The sequence below is a fragment of the Azospirillum sp. TSH20 genome (assembly GCF_003115935.1).
In the GTDB taxonomy this organism is placed as follows: domain Bacteria; phylum Pseudomonadota; class Alphaproteobacteria; order Azospirillales; family Azospirillaceae; genus Azospirillum.
In genome coordinates, this window is the sequence record NZ_LGQU01000057.1 from 92,338 (window position 1) to 109,497 (window position 17,160).

Sequence of the window (17,160 nt, forward strand, 5' to 3'; positions counted from 1 at the left end):
ATGCCCGCACGGAGCGACGAGGAGAGCATGGCACAGCCACAGTTGAAACTGGTGGGCGAGGCGGAAACGCAGCGTCTGTCCGGCGAGCCGCTGATCCGCATCGACGGCGTGACCAAGACCTACCGCACCCGCGACGGCGAGGTGCCGTCGCTCCGCCCCATCACCTTCGACGTGCGGCCGGGCGAGTTCCTGGTGGTGGTGGGACCGTCGGGCTGCGGCAAGTCCACCCTGCTGAAGATGCTGGCCGGGCTGCTGCCGGTCAGCAGCGGCAGCATCCGGATCGAAGGCGACACGGTGACGGAGCCGCATGACGACACCGGCATCGTCTTCCAGAGCCCGACCCTGCTGGCCTGGCGGTCGGTTCTGCGCAACATCATGCTGCCGGTGGAAATCCGCCGCCTGCCGCGCGAGCGCTATCTGGAACGCGCCCACAAGCTGGTCGAGATGACCGGGCTGAAGGGGTTCGAACACAAGTATCCGTGGCAGCTGTCGGGCGGCATGCAGCAACGCGCCGCCCTGTGCCGGGCATTGGTGCACGACCCGAAGATCCTGCTGATGGACGAGCCGTTCGGCGCGCTCGACGCCATGACGCGGGAGCGGATGAATGTCGAGCTGCAACGCATCCAGCATGAGACCGGCAAGACGGTGATCCTGATCACCCACTCCATCCCCGAGGCGGTGTTCCTGGCCGACCGGGTGATGGTGATGTCGGAACGGCCGGGCACCATCGCCGCCACCTACGAGGTTCCGCTGGAGCGCCCGCGGACGCTGGACGTGATGGGCGACCCGGTGTTCATCCAGCTGACCCAGACCATCCGCAAGCATTTCGCGGCGCAGGGGCATTTGGATTAGGGGCCGGACGCCCCTCTGGCACCGAAAGAACTTTGCGTCATCCCCGCGAAGGCGGGGATCCAGGCAACTTCGCAGTTGAATCGCTGCGCAGGCTGGATTCCCGCCTTCGCGGGAATGACGGCCGAAGACGTACCGAAAGACTCTCACCATGTCCGCCCCCTCGGCTGCCCCTCGTCTCCGCATCCGCGCCATCGAGCTGTACGAGCGGCCCGTCCGTTTCGTGAAGCCGTTCCGCTTCGGCGCGGTGACGGTGGAGGCGGCTCCGCAGGCCTTCGTCCGCGCTCTGGTCGATGTGGAAGGGCATGGCGAAGCGTGGGGCGCGACGGCAGAGATGATGATGCCGAAATGGTTCGACAAGCGCCCGGACCGCAGCCCGGCCCAGACGGTGGACGGCTTGCGCCGCTCGCTGGTCGAAGCGCGGGAAGCTTATCTGGCGGACAGCCGGCTCGACACCGCCTTCGGCCATCACGCCGCCTTCACGCTGACGATGGAGCCGAAACTCGCTGCAGCCTTCGGGCCGGCGCAGATCGACAAGGCGGTGCTGGACGGGCTGCTGCGGGTGCTGGGGTTGAACGCGTTTCAGGGGCTGGGCGCCAATGTCGCCAGGCTGGATGCGCGGCTGACGCCGGACCTCGCAGGCTTCGATCTGGACGGGTTCCTCGGTGGACTCTCTCCGCATGCAGAGGTGGAATTGCGCCACACCGTCGGGCTGCTCGACAAGCCGGAGGACTTGGCAAGGCACGCGCATCTGCGCTGGTTCAAGATCAAGCTGGGCGGCGACGTGTCCGCCGATATCGCGCGGCTCACCGAACTGGCCGCCGTGCTGGAGCGGAGCGCCCCCGGCTATCGCGCCACGCTGGACGGCAACGAGCAGTATCGCGACGCGGCCCATGTCGCGGAGCTGCTCGACCGCATCGACGCCTCCCCTGCCCTCGCTGGCTTCCGCAAGGCGCTCGCCTATCTGGAGCAGCCGATCGCGCGGGAGGCGGCGCTCGCCCGGCCGCTGGGGGCGGTGGCGGAGCGGGTGCCGGTCATCATCGACGAGTCCGACGACGGGTACGACGCCTTCCCGCAGGCCCGCGTCCTGGGCTATCGCGGCGTGTCGTCTAAATCCTGCAAGGGCCTCTACAAGGCGATGCTCAACCGCGCCCGTTGCGCGGCGTGGGGGCCGCCGCACTTCATCTCCGCCGAGGATCTGACCTGCCAGGCCGGGCTGTCGGTGCAGCAGGACACCGCCCTGGTCGCTTTCCTCGGCATCCCGCATGCCGAACGCAACGGGCACCAGTATGGCGGGGGCTTCGGCAGCGAGGCGGAGGGGGCGGCCTTCCTCGACGCCCATCCCGGTTTTTACGAACGCGACGCCGACGGGACGGTGCGGCTCGCCACCGGCAGCGGACGGCTGGCGACGGCGCCGCTGTCCGGCCCCGGCTTCGCTCATATCGCCGACCCCGACTGGTCCGGCCTGTCACCCCTTTCAAACCCGACATCAGCGCTTTCCGAAGGAGTCCACCCATGAGCACCAAGCGCCTTGGCCTCATCATGCACGGCGTGACCGGGCGGATGGGCATGAACCAGCACCTGATCCGCTCGATCCTGGCGATCCGCGCCCAGGGCGGCGTCACCCTGTCCGACGGCTCGCGCGTCATGCCCGATCCGATCCTCGTCGGCCGCAATGCCGAGAAGATGCAGGAACTGGCCCGCCGCCACGGCATCGAGCGCTGGAGCGACAATCTCGACGCGGCGCTGGACAATCCGGACGACGTGATCTTCTTCGACGCCGGCACCACGCAGATGCGCCCCACCCTGCTGGAAAAGGCGATCCGCGCCGGCAAGCATGTCTATTGCGAGAAGCCGATCGCCACCAACCTGGACGAGGCGCTGCGCGTCGTCCGGCTGGCAGAGGAGGCCGGGGTGAAGAACGGCACGGTGCAGGACAAGCTGTTCCTGCCGGGCCTGGAGAAGCTGCGCATGCTGCGCGACAGCGGCTTCTTCGGCCGCATGCTGTCGGTGCGCGGCGAGTTCGGCTATTGGGTGTTCGAGGGCGACTGGCAGCCGGCACAGCGTCCGTCCTGGAATTACCGGGAGGAGGATGGCGGCGGCATCATCCTCGACATGATCTGCCACTGGCGTTATGTGCTGGACAACCTGTTCGGCACGGTGAAGAGCATCTCCTGCCTGGGCGCCACCCACATTCCGGAACGCTGGGACGAAAAGGGCAAGCCCTACGAGGCGACCGCCGACGACGCCGCCTATGCGATGTTCGAGCTTGAGGGCGGGGTGATCGCCACCATCAATTCGTCCTGGTGCACGCGGGTCTATCGCGACGATCTGGTGACCTTCCAGGTCGACGGCACCAACGGCTCGGCGGTCGCAGGATTGACCGACTGCGTGATCCAGCCGCGCCAGGGCACGCCGCGCCCGGTGTGGAACCCCGACCAGAAGCAGACCATCGACTTCTACGACACCTGGCAGCCGGTGCCGGACAATGCCGTGTTCGACAACGGCTTCAAGGTGCAGTGGGAGTCCTTCATCCGCCACGTGGTGGAGGATGCGCCCTACAAGCACGGCCTGATCGAAGGCGCCAAGGGCGTCCAGCTGGTGGAATGCGCGCTGCAGAGCTGGCGCGAACGCCGCTGGGTGGATGTGCCGGCGATCGGGGGGTGAGGCTGCGGCCAAGTTAGACCCCCACCTAACCTCCCCCGCTCTCAGCGGACCTACGGTCCGCCTGCCGCGTCAGCACAAAGCATTGCTTTGTGCGAGAGCTGGGCGGGGGAGGGACTGCCGCTGAACGCCGACAAAGCTCCTGTCCCCCTCCCCCGCCCAGCGGGGGAGGGTCGGGGTGGGGGCAATCAGCGACGACTTTTCCAGGAACCCATCCCATGCCGACCATCCGCCTCCCCCGCCCCGACCGCAGCATCGAGAGCTACACGCTGGCCCCGCCGCGCGGCTTTCCCGCCCGCACCGACCGGCCGCTGACCCGCATCGCCTTCGCCGCCGCCCATATGGTCGCCGACCCGCTGGCCGAGGGCGATCCGTGGCTGGCGCCAGCCATCGACTGGGACCGCACCATCGCCTTCCGCGAGCATCTGTGGGACCTCGGCCTCGGCGTCGCCGAGGCGATGGACACGGCGCAGCGCGGCATGGGGCTGGACTGGCCGACCTCGCTGGAGCTGATCCGGCGGTCGCAGTCGGCGGCCAAGGCGCGCGGCGGTGTCATCGCCTGCGGCGCCGGCACCGACCATCTGCCGCCGGAGAACGCCCGCGGCATCGACGACGTCATCCGCGCCTATGAGGAGCAGATCGAGGCCATCGAGGCGCTCGACGGCCGCATCATCCTGATGGCGTCACGCGCGCTGGCCCGCGTCGCCAGGGGGCCGGAGGATTACGCCCGCGTCTATGGCCGCATCCTGTCGCAGGTGAAGCAGCCGGTGATCCTGCATTGGCTGGGCGACATGTTCGACCCGGCGCTGGCCGGCTATTGGGGCAGCAGCGACATCGACGCGGCGATGGACACGGCGCTGTCGATTATCGGCGACTTCGCGGCCAAGGTGGACGGCATCAAGATCTCGCTGCTCGACAAGGACAAGGAGATCGTCATGCGGCGGCGCCTGCCGGAGGGCGTGCGCATGTATACGGGGGACGATTTCAATTATGCGGAGTTGATCGCCGGCGACGGGCAGCATCATTCCGACGCGCTGCTGGGGATCTTCGACGCCATCGCGCCGGCTGCCGCCGCCGCGCTGGCCCATCTGGCCGACGGCGACGAGGCGGCGTTCCACGACATTCTGGCGCCGACCGTGCCGCTGTCGCGCCACATCTTCAAGGCACCGACCCGCTTCTATAAGACCGGCGTGGTGTTCATGGCCTATCTGAACGGCCATCAGGACCATTTCACCATGGTCGGCGGGCAGGAGAGCACGCGGTCCACCCTGCATCTGGCCGAGCTGTTCCGGCTGGCCGACAAGGCCGGGCTGCTGTCCGATCCGGACCGCGCGGCGCAGCGGATGGCCGCGGTGCTCGCGGTGCGGGGGATTTCGTGATGCGGGACTTTTCGGGGGATCACCGCTGGCTGTCGATCAACACCGCCACGGTGCGCAAGCAGGGCGATCTGGTCGGGATCCTCGACGCCTGCGCCCGCCGCGGCATCCGCGCCGTCTCGCCCTGGCGCGATCAGGTCGCGGCGGTGGGGCTCGACGCCACGCTGCGGGCAGTGCGGGCGGGGGAACTGGCGCTGTCCGGCTATTGCCGCGGCGGCATGTTCCCGACCGATTCGTCCAAGGCGGCGGAGGTGCGCGACGACAACCGCCGCGCGGTGGACGAGGCGGCGGCGCTGGGCGCGGCCTGCCTGGTGCTGGTGGTCGGCGGACTGCCGCAATATTCCCGGCCCGGTTCGGCGGTCAGCAAGGACATCGCGCTGGCCCGCGCGCAGGTGGAGGACGGCATCGCCGAGCTGCTGGACTATGCCCGCAAGGCGGGGATGCCGCTGGCAATCGAGCCGCTGCACCCGATGTATGCCGCCGACCGCGCCTGCGTGAACACGATGGCGCAGGCGCTGGACCTTTGCGACCGGCTGGATCCGGTTGGATCGGGGGCGCTGGGGGTGGCGGTGGACGTCTATCATGTCTGGTGGGACCCGGATCTGGAGGCGCAGATCCACCGCGCCGGCAAGGAACGGCTGCTGGCCTTCCATGTCTGCGACTGGCTGGTGCCGACCACCGACCTGCTGCTGGACCGCGGCATGATGGGCGACGGCATCATCGACATTCCGCGCATCCGTGGCTGGGTCGAGGAGTGCGGCTTCGCCGGCTATTCGGAGGTGGAGATCTTCTCGCAAAACACCTGGTGGGAGAAGCCGATGGGCGAGGTGCTGGACACCTGCATCGACCGCCACCGCAGCGTGGTTTGAAATTGCTGGCAGAGGCTTCTACCATGGGGGGAAGACCGCCCCCTACCCCGGACCGCAGGAGCCGGCTTCCCGCATGGACAGCCTGACCGACGCACCCGACGCACCCGAACCGGTGCCGCCTTCTCCCAGCCAAAGCGCCGCGCCGGTCAAGGTGACCCGCGACCCGGAGGGCACGCGGGCGCGCATCATGGCCGCCGCGACGGAGGAGTTTGCGCGCTACGGGCTGGGCGGCGCCCGCGTCGACCGCATCGCCGAGCAGGCCGGCACCAACAAGCGCATGCTCTATTACCATGTCGGCAACAAGGAGGAGCTGTATCTGGCGGTCCTTGAGGACGCCTATGCCCACATCCGCGAGACCGAACGCACGCTGAACCTGGACAAGCTGGCGCCACCCGAGGCCATCGCCCGGCTGATCGGCTTCACCTGGCAGTATTTCATCGACCATCCCGAATTCATGGCCCTGCTGAACATCGAGAACCTGCACCGGGCCGAATTGCTGAAGACTTCCGGTCAGGTGCAGTCGATGCACTCCCCCTTCGTGCAGATGATCGCCGACGTGCTGGCGCGCGGGGTGGACCAGGGGGTGTTCCGGGCCGGGGTCGATCCGGTGCAGCTCTACATCTCCATCGCCGGGCTGTCCTACTTCTACCTGTCCAACGTCCACACCCTGTCGGTGATCTTCGGGCGCGACCTGCTGGCCGATCCGGCGAAGGAGGAACGGCTGGCCCATATGGTGGAGCTGGTGCTGCAATCGCTGCGGCCCTGACCATTGTCCTTCCGGGAACCGGAAGCGCTGCGGCGAGTTGGAAACTGGCGGGGGGCGCGGAAGGAAGGAAGACCGAATGGCTTCGCGGATCGAGGATTATGCCCTGCTCGGCGACTGCGAGACGGCGGCGCTGGTGTCGCGCGAGGGGTCCATCGACTGGCTGTGCTGGCCGCGCTTCGATTCCGATGCGTGCTTCGCGGCATTGCTGGGCACGCCGGAGCATGGCCGCTGGCTGATCGCGCCGGCCGACCCGAACGCGCGGGTGACGCGGCGGTATCGCGGCGACACGCTGATCCTGGAGACCGATTTCGAGACGGCCGACGGGGCGGTGACCGTCATCGACTTCATGCCGCCACGGGACCAGGCATCGGACGTGGTGCGGATCGTCGTCGGGCGCCGGGGCCGCGTCGTCATGCGGACCGAACTGGTCATCCGCTTCGGCTATGGCTGCGCCGTGCCCTGGGTGACGCGGCTGGAGGACGGCACGCTGCGCGCCATCGCCGGGCCGGACATGCTGCATCTGCGCACGCCGGTCGAGCTGTGCGGTCGGAATCTGACCACCGTCGGCGACTTCACGGTGGAGGCCGGCGAGCGGGTGCCCTTCGTGCTGACCTACGCCCCCTCCTGCGATCCGACTCCCGACCCGGTGGATGCGGAACAGGCGCTTGGCGACACCGAACGGTTCTGGCAGGACTGGATCGGCCGATGCAAGTATGACGGCCCCTGGTCTGAAGCCGTGCGGCGCTCGCTGGTGACCTTGAAGGCGCTGACCTATTCGCCGACCGGCGGCATCGTCGCCGCCGCGACCGCCTCGCTGCCGGAACAGCTGGGCGGCATCCGCAACTGGGACTATCGCTTCTGCTGGCTGCGGGATTCGACCTTCACGCTGCAGGCGCTGATGAATGCCGGCTATTATGACGAGGCGAACGCATGGCGCGGTTGGCTGCTGCGCGCCACCGCCGGCCGGCCGGAGCAGTTGCAGATCATGTATGGCCTTGCGGGCGAACGCCGGCTGATGGAGTGGGAGGCGGACTGGCTGCCCGGCTATGAGGGGGCCCGGCCGGTGCGCATCGGCAATGCCGCATCGACGCAGCTTCAGCTCGATGTCTATGGCGAGCTGATGGATGCCCTGCATCAGGCGCGGCGGGGCGGGCTGGGCGCCAACGACACGGGCTGGCAGCTTCAGCGGTCGCTGCTGGCCCATCTGGAAACGGTTTGGGACCAGCCGGACGAGGGCATCTGGGAAACCCGTGGCGGGCGGCAGCGCTTCACCTTCTCCAAGGTGATGGCCTGGGTGGCGGTGGACCGTGCGATCAAGAGTGCCGAGCAGTTCGCCATGGACGGTCCGGTCGAGCGCTGGAAGGATCTGCGCCGGCGCATCCATCTGGATGTCTGCGCCAACGGCTATGACCGGGAAATGGGGAGTTTCGTCCAGTCCTATGGCAGCAAGCTGGTGGACGCGTCGCTGCTGCTTCTGCCGGTGGTGGGCTTCCTGCCGGCCAATGATCCGCGCATCGCCGGCACGGTGGCGGCGGTCGAGCGCCAGCTGTTGAAGGACGGCTTCGTCAAGCGGTACGACACCGGCCGGGTCGAGGACGGGCTGCCCCCCGGCGAGGGCAGTTTCCTGGCCTGCAGCTTCTGGCTGGTCGATGCCTTCGTCCTGCAAGGCCGCCGCGACGAGGCGACGGCGCTGTTCGAACGCCTGCTGGCCCTGCGCAACGACCTGGGCCTGCTGTCGGAGGAGTATGACGCGCAGGCCGGGCGGCTGGTCGGGAATTTCCCGCAGGCCTTCTCCCACATCGCGCTGATCAACTCCGCCATCAACCTGAGCCGCAACGCCCAGGCGGCCAAGCAGCGCGCCAACGGGGAAGGCGGTGGTGCGTGATCGGTCAGGGGTTGTGAGTTTTTGGAGGCGCAGGAAAGATCCCCTCTCCCCCCCCGGGGAGAGGGTTAGGGTGAGGGAGTCGCAGGGCAAGGATTCTCGGGACAGCCACGCTGTGCATCCCCCTCACCCCGACCCTCTCCCCGGGGGGGAGAGGGGGAGAGGGGAGAGGGAGATTTTCACCCGGCGAAGGCGATGACGCTGAGCAGGGCGTTTTCCGCCTGCCGGCTGTCGAGGCGGGTGAGTTGCACCACCACCGGCCCATCGGCCTCGACGACGGTGGAAAAGGGCTGGCCGAGCGGGACCGGCTCGGGGTCGTCGAGCAGGTTCATGCGGACATGGTTGGTGCGGCGGGCGCCGACCTTCACCTTGTACGGCCCGGCCGGCTCGCGGTCGGTGAAGTAGAGGGTGATGCGCACCTCCACCTCGCGGTCGCCGGTGTTGAGGATCGACAGCCCTTCGTGGCTGGCCATCTCGGGTTCGGGGCCGTGGCTCCAGGACGGGATGTAGTTGTCGGCGATGGCCCAGCGGGTGTGACCGATCGGTGCCTTGGCCATGGGTGTCTCCTGAGTTTGGGTCATCTGCCGGCGGGTTGGTGTGATGTGCGGCGGCGCAGGGCGTCGCGCAAGACCTCGGCCAGGGTCAGCGGGTGGCGGCCGGTCAGCTGCTCCACCTGCTCGCGGCAGGAGAAGCCGTCGGCGATCAGCAGGGTGTCGGGGGGCGCCTGCCGCAGCGTGGCGCCGAGCCCCTGGTCGAAGATCGCCAGCGACACCGGGTACTTGTCCTCCTCGTAGCCGAAGGCGCCAGCCATGCCGCAGCAGCCGTCGTCGAGGATGCGGGCGTCGAGGCCGCTCTTGCGGATCTGCGCCGCATCGCAGGCCATGCCGAACACCGCCTTGTGGTGGCAGTGCCCATGCACCAGCGCCGGGCCGGACAGCTTGGGCGGGTCGAAGTGGGCCACCTTTTCCAGAAATTCGGCCAGCAGCATGCTGCGGCTGGAGAGGCGTTTCGCCTCCGGATCGTCGGGGAACAGGTTGGGCAGCTCGTCGCGGAACACCGACAGGCAGCTCGGCTCGACGCCGACGACATAGGCGCCGGCATCCAGCTCGCGACGCAGGCCCGCCATGGTCTGCTTCAAGGTGCTCCTGGCGTCGTCCAGCCGGCCGAAATCGTAATAGGGCCGGCCGCAGCACAGGTTCTTGCGCGGAATGGTGACGGCGTAGCCGGCGGCGTCCAATACCTCGGCGGCGGCGAACAGCGGCTCGGGCGTGAAATGGTTGTTGAAGCTGTCGGTCCACAGCACCACGGGCGGCCGGCCGCGATCCGGCCCGGGCTTCCAGGAGCGGCGGAAGGTCTTCGCGGCGAAGGTCGGGACCGGGCGCTGCGGGGCGATGCCCGCCGCCGCGCGCGACAGCCGGCCGAACACCGGCGTCTGGGTGGCGAGGTTGGGCGCCCACCACACCGGCGCCAGCAGGCGCGCCCAGCGATGGATCAGCCCCATGCTCCAGGCCGCCCGCGGGCGGTGGCGGTGCTGGTAATGGTGGTGCAGGAACTCCGCCTTGTAGGTCGCCATGTCGACATTGACCGGACAGTCGGCCTTGCAGCCCTTGCAGCCCAGGCACAGGTGCAGCGCGTCGTGGATCGCCTCGTCGCGCCAGCCGTCGCGGATGGGGTCGCCCTGCAGCATCTCCTGCAGCAGGCGGGCCCGGCCACGGGTCGAATGCCGCTCCTCCCGCGTGGCGCGGAAGCTGGGGCACATGGTGCCGCCCTCGTGCCGCCGGCATTTGCCGACGCCGACGCAGCGCAGCAGGGCGTGGGTGAGCGAGCCGCCATCCTCCGGATAGGTGAAGACGCTCTCCAGATGCGGCGGTTTGAAGCGCGGGCCGAGGCGAAGCTGTTGGTCCGCCGCATAGGGATGCACGACCTTGTGCGGATTCATGCGGTTGTCCGGATCCCAGATCGCCTTGAACTCGGCGAAGGCCTGCACGAGGTCGTCGCCGAACATGATCGGCAGCAGTTCCGCCCGCGCCTGCCCGTCGCCATGCTCGCCGGACAGGGTGCCGCCATGGCGCACCACCAGATGGGCGGCGTCGTTCAGGAAGCGGCGGAACCTGTCCACCTCCTCCTGCGTGTGCAGGCCGAAGCCGACGCGGCAATGGATCAGCCCGTCGCCGAAATGGCCGTAGAGCGCCGGCTTGTAGCCGTAATCGTCGTAGAGCTTCAGCAGGTCGCGCATGTAGGCGCCGAGATTCTCGGGCGCCACCGCGGAATCCTCCCAGCCCGGCCAGGTATCGTGCTTCTGCCCCGGCACCCAGGCGGTGGCGCCGAGGCCGGATTCACGCACCTTCCACAGCCGTTCCTGCTCGTGAGGATCGGTGACGAGGCGCATGTCGTGGACATGCGGCCGGCCACGCAGATGGTCCTCCAGGCGGCGGGCCTTGGCGGCGGCCTCGTCCGGACTGTCGCCGCCGAACTCGATGAACAGCCAGGACGGTCCGTCGGGCAGAAGCTTGAGGTCGTCGACATGCAGGTGCTTCTTGCGCATGAAGTCGGTCAGGCGCTCGTCCACCCCTTCGATGGCGTCGGGGCCGAAGCCGCGGACGTTGCAGACCACGTCGGCGGCGTGGCAGACGCTTTCGAAGCCGACGACCAGAACCACCTTGGCGGGCGGATCGGGGATCAGGTTCAGCGTGGCGCGCAGGATCGTGACGCAGGTGCCCTCGCTGCCGACCAGGGCGCGGGCGAGGTTGAAGCGGCCGTCCGCATCGGGCAGCAGCGAGTCGAGGTTGAAGCCGGAGACGCGGCGCGGGATCTTCGGATAGATGCGGCGGATCTCGCCGGCATAGCGGTCGCGCAGGGCCTTCAGCTTGGCGTGGATTTCGCCCTTGCGGCCACCCTCTGCGATGATGCGGTCCAGCTCCTCCTCGGCCGTCCAGCCGACGGACAGGCGCAGCCCGTCATAGGTGACGATGTCCATGCTCTCGACATTGTGGCTGGTCACCCCGGCGACGACGGAATGCGGCCCGGCGGAGTTGTTGCCGATCATGCCGCCGATGGAGTTGTGGTCGTGCGTCGACGGGTCGGGGCCGAAGCGCAGCCCATGCGGCCGGCAGCGCTTCTGCAGCTCGTCCAGCACGATCCCGGGCTCGACGGTGGCGAGGCGGCGGTCGAGGTCGATGGCGAGGAAGCCGTTGCAGTATTTGGAACTGTCGATGATGACCGTGTAGTTGGTGGTCTGTCCGGCCAGCGCCGTCCCGCCTCCGCGATGGGTGATCGGGGCGCCGAAGTCGTGGCAGACCCGCACCGCCTCGGCCAGAGCCTCCACGTCGAAGGGCACGACGAGGCCAATGGGCACCTCCCGGTAATTGGAGGAGTCGGTGGCGTAGAGCGCGCGGTCGCCGTCGTCGAAACGGATTTCGCCGTTCACGCGGCTTTTCAGGGCGGCGACCAGCGCCGGCACGTCGATGCTGCTCATCTGCGGAACCTCTCGGCGTCGGCCCGTTTCAGCTCGATGCCCAGGCCGGGGCGGCTCCGGTCCGGCGTCAGCATGCCGGCCACTGGGGTGATCGCGCCGTCGAACAGCATGGTTTCGATGCGGGCATGGTCGTGGAAATACTCGATGTTCTTCAGCGGCCGGCAGGCGCAGCCGACCTGGGCGTGCAGCGTTGGGGCGGTATGCGCGGAGAGCGGCACGGTGAAGGCCTCGGCCAGCGCGGCGGCGGCGAGGAAGCCGGTGACGCCGCAGCGGGTGGCGTCGGCCTGCAGCACATCCACCGCGCCGGCCTGCAGCATGCGACGGAAATAGATCGGGGTGTAGCCGTACTCGCCGGCGGCGATCATCATGCCGGGCGGAGCACGGTCGCGCAGCAGGCGCAGGCCCTCCAGATCATCCGACGACACCGGTTCCTCGAACCAGCCGACCCGCTGTTCGGCAAAGCGCCCGGCCTGGGCCAGCGCCAGCTTGCGGTCATAGGCGCCGTTGGCGTCGACATAGAGGTCGGTGGCGGGACCGATGGCGCTGCGCACCAGCGCCACCCGCCGGACATCCAGCGCGGCGTCGCGGCCAACCTTCATCTTGACGGCGGACAGACCGTCCTGCGCCCAGCCCGCAAGCTGTTCGACCAGTGTTTCGTCGGAATAGGAGGTGAAGCCGCCGCTGCCATAGGCCGGCGTGCCGTCGCGGGCGCGGCCCAGCAGGTCGGCGACCGGCCGCTCCAGCAGCTTGCCCTTGAGGTCCCACAGCGCCGCATCCACCGCGGCGATCGCCATGGCGGCGATGCCGGGCCGGCCGAGATTGCGCACCGCATCGGTCATGGCGATCCAGGCGCGGTTGATGTCGACGGCGTCGAGACCCCGCAGCCGCCCGGCCAGCAGGCCGGCGACGAGCTGCGCCGCCGGGCGGTCGGCGTAGCCGTAGCCGATCCCCTGGCGCCCGCCCGCCTGTGCGGTGACCACGACCAGCGTGGTGTGGTCCCAGTCCAGGGTGCCGTCGGCCTCCGGCCGGTCGGTCGGGACCGTGAACGCCTCGACGCCGATTTCGTCTATGGGGGCCTGCGGGCGCATCGTCGACCTCGGGGTGGTGCCGGCGGATCGGGTGCCGGGCTGGCGGGTCAACTCACCGGATGCGATCGGGTTCCCAATCACCCGAACGCAAAGGGGGACCGCCCTGCCGGGAGCCTTCGCTCCCGACCCGACGGTCCCCCGATGCTTGGCAACTGTGACGACGTGGTCTGTTATTCGGCGGCGGTCTTGGTGTGGCCGACGACGCTCAGCGCCGCCGTACGGTCGCCGTCCGCCTCGACATAGGCGCGGCCGTAGTAGCTGTCGATCAGCAGCTGTTTGATTTCAGCGACCAGCGGATAGCGCGGGTTGGCGCCGGTGCACTGGTCATCGAACGCCGCCTCGGCAATCGCGTCGACCCGCGCCAGGAACGCCGCCTCCGGCACCCCCGCCGCCTGGATCGAGGCCGGGATCTCCAGCGCCCGCTTCATCTCCTCGACCCAGCCGATCAGCTTCTCCACCCGCTCATGGTCGCGGCTGCCGCCGAGGTCCAGATGCCGGGCGATCTGCGCATAGCGCGCCACGCCCTTGGGACGGTCGTACTGGCTGAAGGCCGTCTGCTTGGTCGGGATGTCCGCCGCGTTGTAGCGGATCACGTTGGCGATCAGCAGGGCGTTGGCGATGCCGTGCGGGATGTGGAACTCCGCACCCAGCTTGTGCGCCATCGAATGGCAGACGCCGAGGAAGGCGTTGGCAAAGGCGATGCCGGCCAGCGTCGCCGCGTTGTGGACCAGCTCCCGCGCCTTCGGGTCGTGTGCCCCGTTGCGGTAGGCCGAGGGCAGGTTCTCCTTCAGGAGCTTCAGCGCCTGGAGGGCCTGGCCGTCGGTATACTCGTTCGCCACCACCGAGACGTAGGCCTCCAGCGCGTGGGTCACCGCGTCGATGCCGCCGGCCGCGGTCAGGCCCTTGGGCATGTCCATGACGAGGTTGGCATCGACGATCGCAAGCGTCGGCGTCAGTTCATAGTCGGCGATCGGGTATTTGGTCCCAGTGTGCTCGTCGGTCACCACGGCGAAGGGCGTGACCTCGGACCCCGTGCCGGACGTGGTCGGCACCGCCACCAGCTGCGCCTTCACGCCCAGCTTGGGGAAGGTGTAGATGCGCTTGCGGATGTCCATGAAGCGCAGGGCGAGGTCCTCGAACGCGACCTCGGGCGCCTCGTACATCACCCAGATGATCTTGGCCGCGTCCATCGGCGAGCCGCCGCCCAGCGCCAGGATCACGTCGGGCTGGAAGGCGTTGGCGAGCGCCACGCCCTTGCGCACCACCGCCAGCGTCGGGTCGGCGCTGACCTCGAAGAAGGTCTCGACCTCCAGCCCCAGCGATTTCAGGACGCGGACGCTGTCGTTGACATGGCCGTTCTCGAACAGAAAGCGGTCGGTGACGATCAGGCAGCGCTTCTTGCCGCGCAGCTCCTCAAGGGCGAAGGGCAGGCAGCCGCGGCGGAAGTAGATCGACTTGGGCAGCTTGTGCCACAGCATGTTCTCCGCCCTCTTCGCCACCGTCTTCTTGTTGATCAGGTGCTGCGGCCCGACATTCTCCGAAATCGAGTTGCCGCCCCACGACCCGCAGCCCAGCGTCAGCGAGGGCGCGAGGCGGAAGTTGTAGAGGTCGCCGATGCCGCCATGGGACGACGGCGTGTTGATCAGGATGCGGGCGGTCTTCATCTTGTCGCCGAAATGGCGGATGCGCTCGGCCTGCTGGTCCTGGTCGGTGTAGAGGGCGGAGGTGTGGCCGATGCCGCCGAGTGCGACCAGCGCCGCGGCCTTGTCGCAGGCCTCGATGAAGTCCTTGGCGCGGTAGAGCGCCAGGGTGGGGGAGAGCTTCTCGTGGGCGAAGGGTTCGCTGTCGTCGATGTCGGTGACCTCGGCGATCAGCACCTTGGTGGCGTGCGGGACGGTCAGGCCGGCCATGGCGGCGATGGCGTGGGCCGGCTGGCCGACGATGTCGGCGTTGAGGTGGCCGTCGGTCAGCAGCACCTTGCGCACGGCGTCGGCCTCGCGGGCCGACAGGATGTAGCCGCCATGATGGGCGAAGCGGTCGCGCACGGCGTCATAGACGGCATCGACCACCACCGCCGACTGTTCGGACGCGCAGACCACGCCGTTGTCGAAGGTCTTGGACATCAGGATGGAGGCGACGGCGCGCTTGATGTCGGCGAACTCGTCGATGACGGCAGGCGTGTTGCCGGCGCCGACGCCGATGGCGGGCTTGCCCGACGAATAGGCGGCCTTGACCATGCCCGGCCCGCCGGTGGCGAGGATCAGGTTGATGTCCGGGTGGTGCATGACGGCGTTGGAGAGTTCGAGCGAGGGCTCGTCGATCCAGCCGATGATGTCGTCGGGCGCGCCGGCCTCGACCGCGGCGGCGAGCACCAGGCGGGCGGCTTCGCAGGTCGATTTGCGGGCGCGGGGATGGGGGGAGAGGACAAGGCCGTTGCGGGTCTTCAGCGCGATCAGCGCCTTGAAGATGGCGGTGGATGTCGGGTTGGTGGTGGGGACGATGCCGCAGATCAGGCCGACGGGCTCGGCGATGGTGAGGATGCCGGCGTCGTTGTCTTCCGACAGGACGCCGCAGGTCTTGTCGTCCTTGTACTTGTTGTAGATGTATTCGGCGGCGAAGTGGTTCTTGATGACCTTGTCCTCCATCACGCCCATGCCGGTCTCCGCCACCGCCATCTTGGCGAGCGGGATGCGGGCGTTGGCGGCGGCCAAGGCGGCGCTGCGGAAGATCAGGTCGACCTTCTCCTGCGGATACTCGGCGAAGCGCGCCTGCGCCGCCTTCACCCGCGCGATCAGGGAGTTCAGGTCGGAAAGGGTCGTGATGGTCATGGTCATCATCCACTTGCTGTCCGCAACCTGCGCAGTGACGCCGTCGCGGTGATGTGTTCGGGGAGGCCCTTGGACGCGGCACCGTTCGGGCGCGCCGCTGCGGCTCCGGGCTCCGAAGCGCGCGAACCACGGCCACGTCTTTGAAAGAAGGCGTTAAGGGTCAGTGCTTGTGAGTTTTTATGGGCTTCTCTCGGCCGTCATCCCCGCGGAGGCGGGGACCCAGGCTGATCGGCTTCCCGAGAGCCTTTGGAACGTCTGGATTCCCCCCTTCGCGGGAATGACGGCCGAGGAAGGCTCATGATGAGAGCCGATGCGGAGCGGTTCAAACTCCAAACGTCTCTCAGCCCGACTCATGAAAACCCGCAAACTCTCAGAAGCAGCTGGCGAGGTCGGCCAGCGCGTCGCGGTCCAGCAGTTCCAGCTTGCCGCCGACGAGGATGCGGATCAGGCGGGTCGACTTCAGCTTGGTCAGGGTGCGCGACACGGTTTCGGTGGTCAGGCCCAGATGGTCGGCGATGTCGCTGCGGCCCATCGGCAGGTCGATGATGCGCTCATCTCCTCCGCCAAGGGCCTTGCGGTCGCTGAGGCGCAGCAGGAAGGTGGCGACCTTTTCGCAAGCCGTCTTGCGGCCGAGCAGAACCATCTGGTCCTGCGCCGCCATCAGCTCGGACGTGGTCGCCGACAGCAGCTTGCGGGCGAAGGCCGGCTGGGCATCCATCAGGGCGTCCAGCTCCAGCCGCGGGATGCGCTGGATGGTGGTCGTCGTCACTGTTTCGGCGGTGTAGAGATACTGGGCGGCGAAGGCCAGACCCATCATGTCGCCGGCCTGCAGGAAGCCGATGATCTGGCGCCGGCCGTCGGGCAGCATCTTGTAGAGGCGGACCATGCCGCTCATCACGCGGAACACCGAACCGGCGTCGTCGCCTTCGCTGAACAGCGTGGTTTCGCGCTCGTGGACCTTGGCATGGCCCAGGCCGGCGAGCGGGTCGGCGGGGTTGCGCTGGATGGCCTCCAGGGGGGAGGTCGGGGACATCGCCAGGGCGGAGACCAGGTAACCAGGAACGGCGCGGTTGGCGTGGGCGGCAATGGCGGCGTGCGTGGACATGGTGACCTCGGCCTTGACGGTGCGATGCGGTCCGGTTCGTTCCGGGGTGCATCCGATGACCAGAAGCTAGCCGTCCCCCGCGGTGCTGTTTAGTTCGGTGATGTACCTAAGGATGTTTGCGTACGTAAGTGTACCTACGTAGGGGACCGTACGGGGTCCAGGAAGGATCCCCTCTCCCCCCTGGGGAGAGGGTTAGGGTGAGGGGGTCGCAAGGTGAGGATTCTCGAGAATCCACGTAGTGCATCCCCCTCACCCCCA

Annotated in this window: 11 protein-coding genes and 1 pseudogene; 7 read left to right on the forward strand and 5 right to left on the reverse strand. The window is 68.3% G+C overall.

Annotated features, from left to right (window positions below):
• Positions 1-27: 27 nt before the first annotated feature.
• From TSH20_RS16965 to TSH20_RS16995, 7 genes are all read left to right on the forward strand, one after another.
• Positions 28-852 carry an ABC transporter ATP-binding protein gene (locus tag TSH20_RS16965; RefSeq protein WP_109075828.1) on the forward strand — a complete coding sequence of 275 codons (825 nt, stop codon included), beginning with the start codon at positions 28-30 and terminating at the stop codon, positions 850-852.
• 148 nt (positions 853-1,000) lie between these two features.
• Positions 1,001-2,368: a hypothetical protein gene (locus TSH20_RS16970; protein WP_109075829.1), complete on the forward strand. Its 1,368-nt coding sequence runs from the start codon at positions 1,001-1,003 to the stop codon at positions 2,366-2,368.
• The gene (locus TSH20_RS16975; RefSeq protein WP_109075830.1) at positions 2,365-3,516 is read left to right on the forward strand and encodes a Gfo/Idh/MocA family oxidoreductase; all 1,152 of its coding nucleotides are present in this window, start codon (positions 2,365-2,367) and stop codon (positions 3,514-3,516) included. The genes TSH20_RS16970 and TSH20_RS16975 overlap by 4 nt, the downstream gene beginning before the upstream one ends.
• A gap of 215 nt (positions 3,517-3,731) precedes the next feature.
• Positions 3,732-4,892: a dihydrodipicolinate synthase family protein gene (locus TSH20_RS16980; RefSeq protein ID WP_109075831.1), complete on the forward strand. Its 1,161-nt coding sequence runs from the start codon at positions 3,732-3,734 to the stop codon at positions 4,890-4,892.
• Positions 4,892-5,758 (forward strand): sugar phosphate isomerase/epimerase family protein, encoded by an 867-nt coding sequence (locus TSH20_RS16985; RefSeq protein ID WP_109075832.1) that lies wholly within the window; start codon positions 4,892-4,894, stop codon positions 5,756-5,758. The genes TSH20_RS16980 and TSH20_RS16985 overlap by 1 nt, the downstream gene beginning before the upstream one ends.
• Positions 5,759-5,831: 73 nt before the next feature.
• A complete protein-coding gene (locus tag TSH20_RS16990) occupies positions 5,832-6,524 on the forward strand; it encodes a TetR/AcrR family transcriptional regulator (RefSeq protein ID WP_109075833.1) in 693 nt (230 codons plus the stop codon).
• Positions 6,525-6,600: 76 nt separating this feature from the next.
• Positions 6,601-8,409 (forward strand): glycoside hydrolase family 15 protein, encoded by a 1,809-nt coding sequence (locus TSH20_RS16995; RefSeq protein WP_109075834.1) that lies wholly within the window; start codon positions 6,601-6,603, stop codon positions 8,407-8,409.
• Between the two features lie 176 nt (positions 8,410-8,585).
• On the opposite strand, the gene TSH20_RS17005 is transcribed toward TSH20_RS16995, so the two are convergent.
• From TSH20_RS17005 to TSH20_RS17025, 5 genes and pseudogenes are all read right to left on the reverse strand, one after another.
• Positions 8,586-8,963, reverse strand: a complete 378-nt coding sequence (locus tag TSH20_RS17005; protein WP_109075835.1) for a sensory rhodopsin transducer — start codon at positions 8,961-8,963, stop codon at positions 8,586-8,588.
• 20 nt (positions 8,964-8,983) lie between these two features.
• A complete protein-coding gene (locus TSH20_RS17010; RefSeq protein ID WP_109075836.1) occupies positions 8,984-11,881 on the reverse strand; it encodes an FAD-binding and (Fe-S)-binding domain-containing protein in 2,898 nt (965 codons plus the stop codon).
• The gene (locus tag TSH20_RS17015) at positions 11,878-12,969 is read right to left on the reverse strand and encodes an enolase C-terminal domain-like protein (protein WP_109075837.1); all 1,092 of its coding nucleotides are present in this window, start codon (positions 12,967-12,969) and stop codon (positions 11,878-11,880) included. Before TSH20_RS17015 ends, TSH20_RS17010 begins: the two co-directional genes overlap by 4 nt.
• Before the next feature lie 170 nt (positions 12,970-13,139).
• A pseudogene (gene adhE, locus TSH20_RS17020) lies at positions 13,140-15,935 on the reverse strand (bifunctional acetaldehyde-CoA/alcohol dehydrogenase); the annotation flags it as partial.
• A gap of 232 nt (positions 15,936-16,167) precedes the next feature.
• Complete coding sequence (locus tag TSH20_RS17025; RefSeq protein WP_109075839.1) at positions 16,168-16,902, reverse strand: helix-turn-helix domain-containing protein; 735 nt, start codon at positions 16,900-16,902, stop codon at positions 16,168-16,170.
• Between the last annotated feature and the right edge of the window lie 258 nt (positions 16,903-17,160).

Coding starts and splice junctions, on each gene's coding strand:
- TSH20_RS16980 (WP_109075831.1), top strand. CDS start 3,732: ATGCCGACCATCCGCCTCCCCCGCCCCGACCGCAGCATCGAGAGCTAC.
- TSH20_RS17015 (WP_109075837.1), bottom strand. CDS start 12,969: ATGCGCCCGCAGGCCCCCATAGACGAAATCGGCGTCGAGGCGTTCACG.
- TSH20_RS17005 (WP_109075835.1), bottom strand. CDS start 8,963: ATGGCCAAGGCACCGATCGGTCACACCCGCTGGGCCATCGCCGACAAC.
- TSH20_RS16965 (WP_109075828.1), top strand. CDS start 28: ATGGCACAGCCACAGTTGAAACTGGTGGGCGAGGCGGAAACGCAGCGT.
- TSH20_RS16995 (WP_109075834.1), top strand. CDS start 6,601: ATGGCTTCGCGGATCGAGGATTATGCCCTGCTCGGCGACTGCGAGACG.
- TSH20_RS16975 (WP_109075830.1), top strand. CDS start 2,365: ATGAGCACCAAGCGCCTTGGCCTCATCATGCACGGCGTGACCGGGCGG.
- TSH20_RS16990 (WP_109075833.1), top strand. CDS start 5,832: ATGGACAGCCTGACCGACGCACCCGACGCACCCGAACCGGTGCCGCCT.
- TSH20_RS16985 (WP_109075832.1), top strand. CDS start 4,892: ATGCGGGACTTTTCGGGGGATCACCGCTGGCTGTCGATCAACACCGCC.
- TSH20_RS17010 (WP_109075836.1), bottom strand. CDS start 11,881: ATGAGCAGCATCGACGTGCCGGCGCTGGTCGCCGCCCTGAAAAGCCGC.
- TSH20_RS17025 (WP_109075839.1), bottom strand. CDS start 16,902: ATGTCCACGCACGCCGCCATTGCCGCCCACGCCAACCGCGCCGTTCCT.
- TSH20_RS16970 (WP_109075829.1), top strand. CDS start 1,001: ATGTCCGCCCCCTCGGCTGCCCCTCGTCTCCGCATCCGCGCCATCGAG.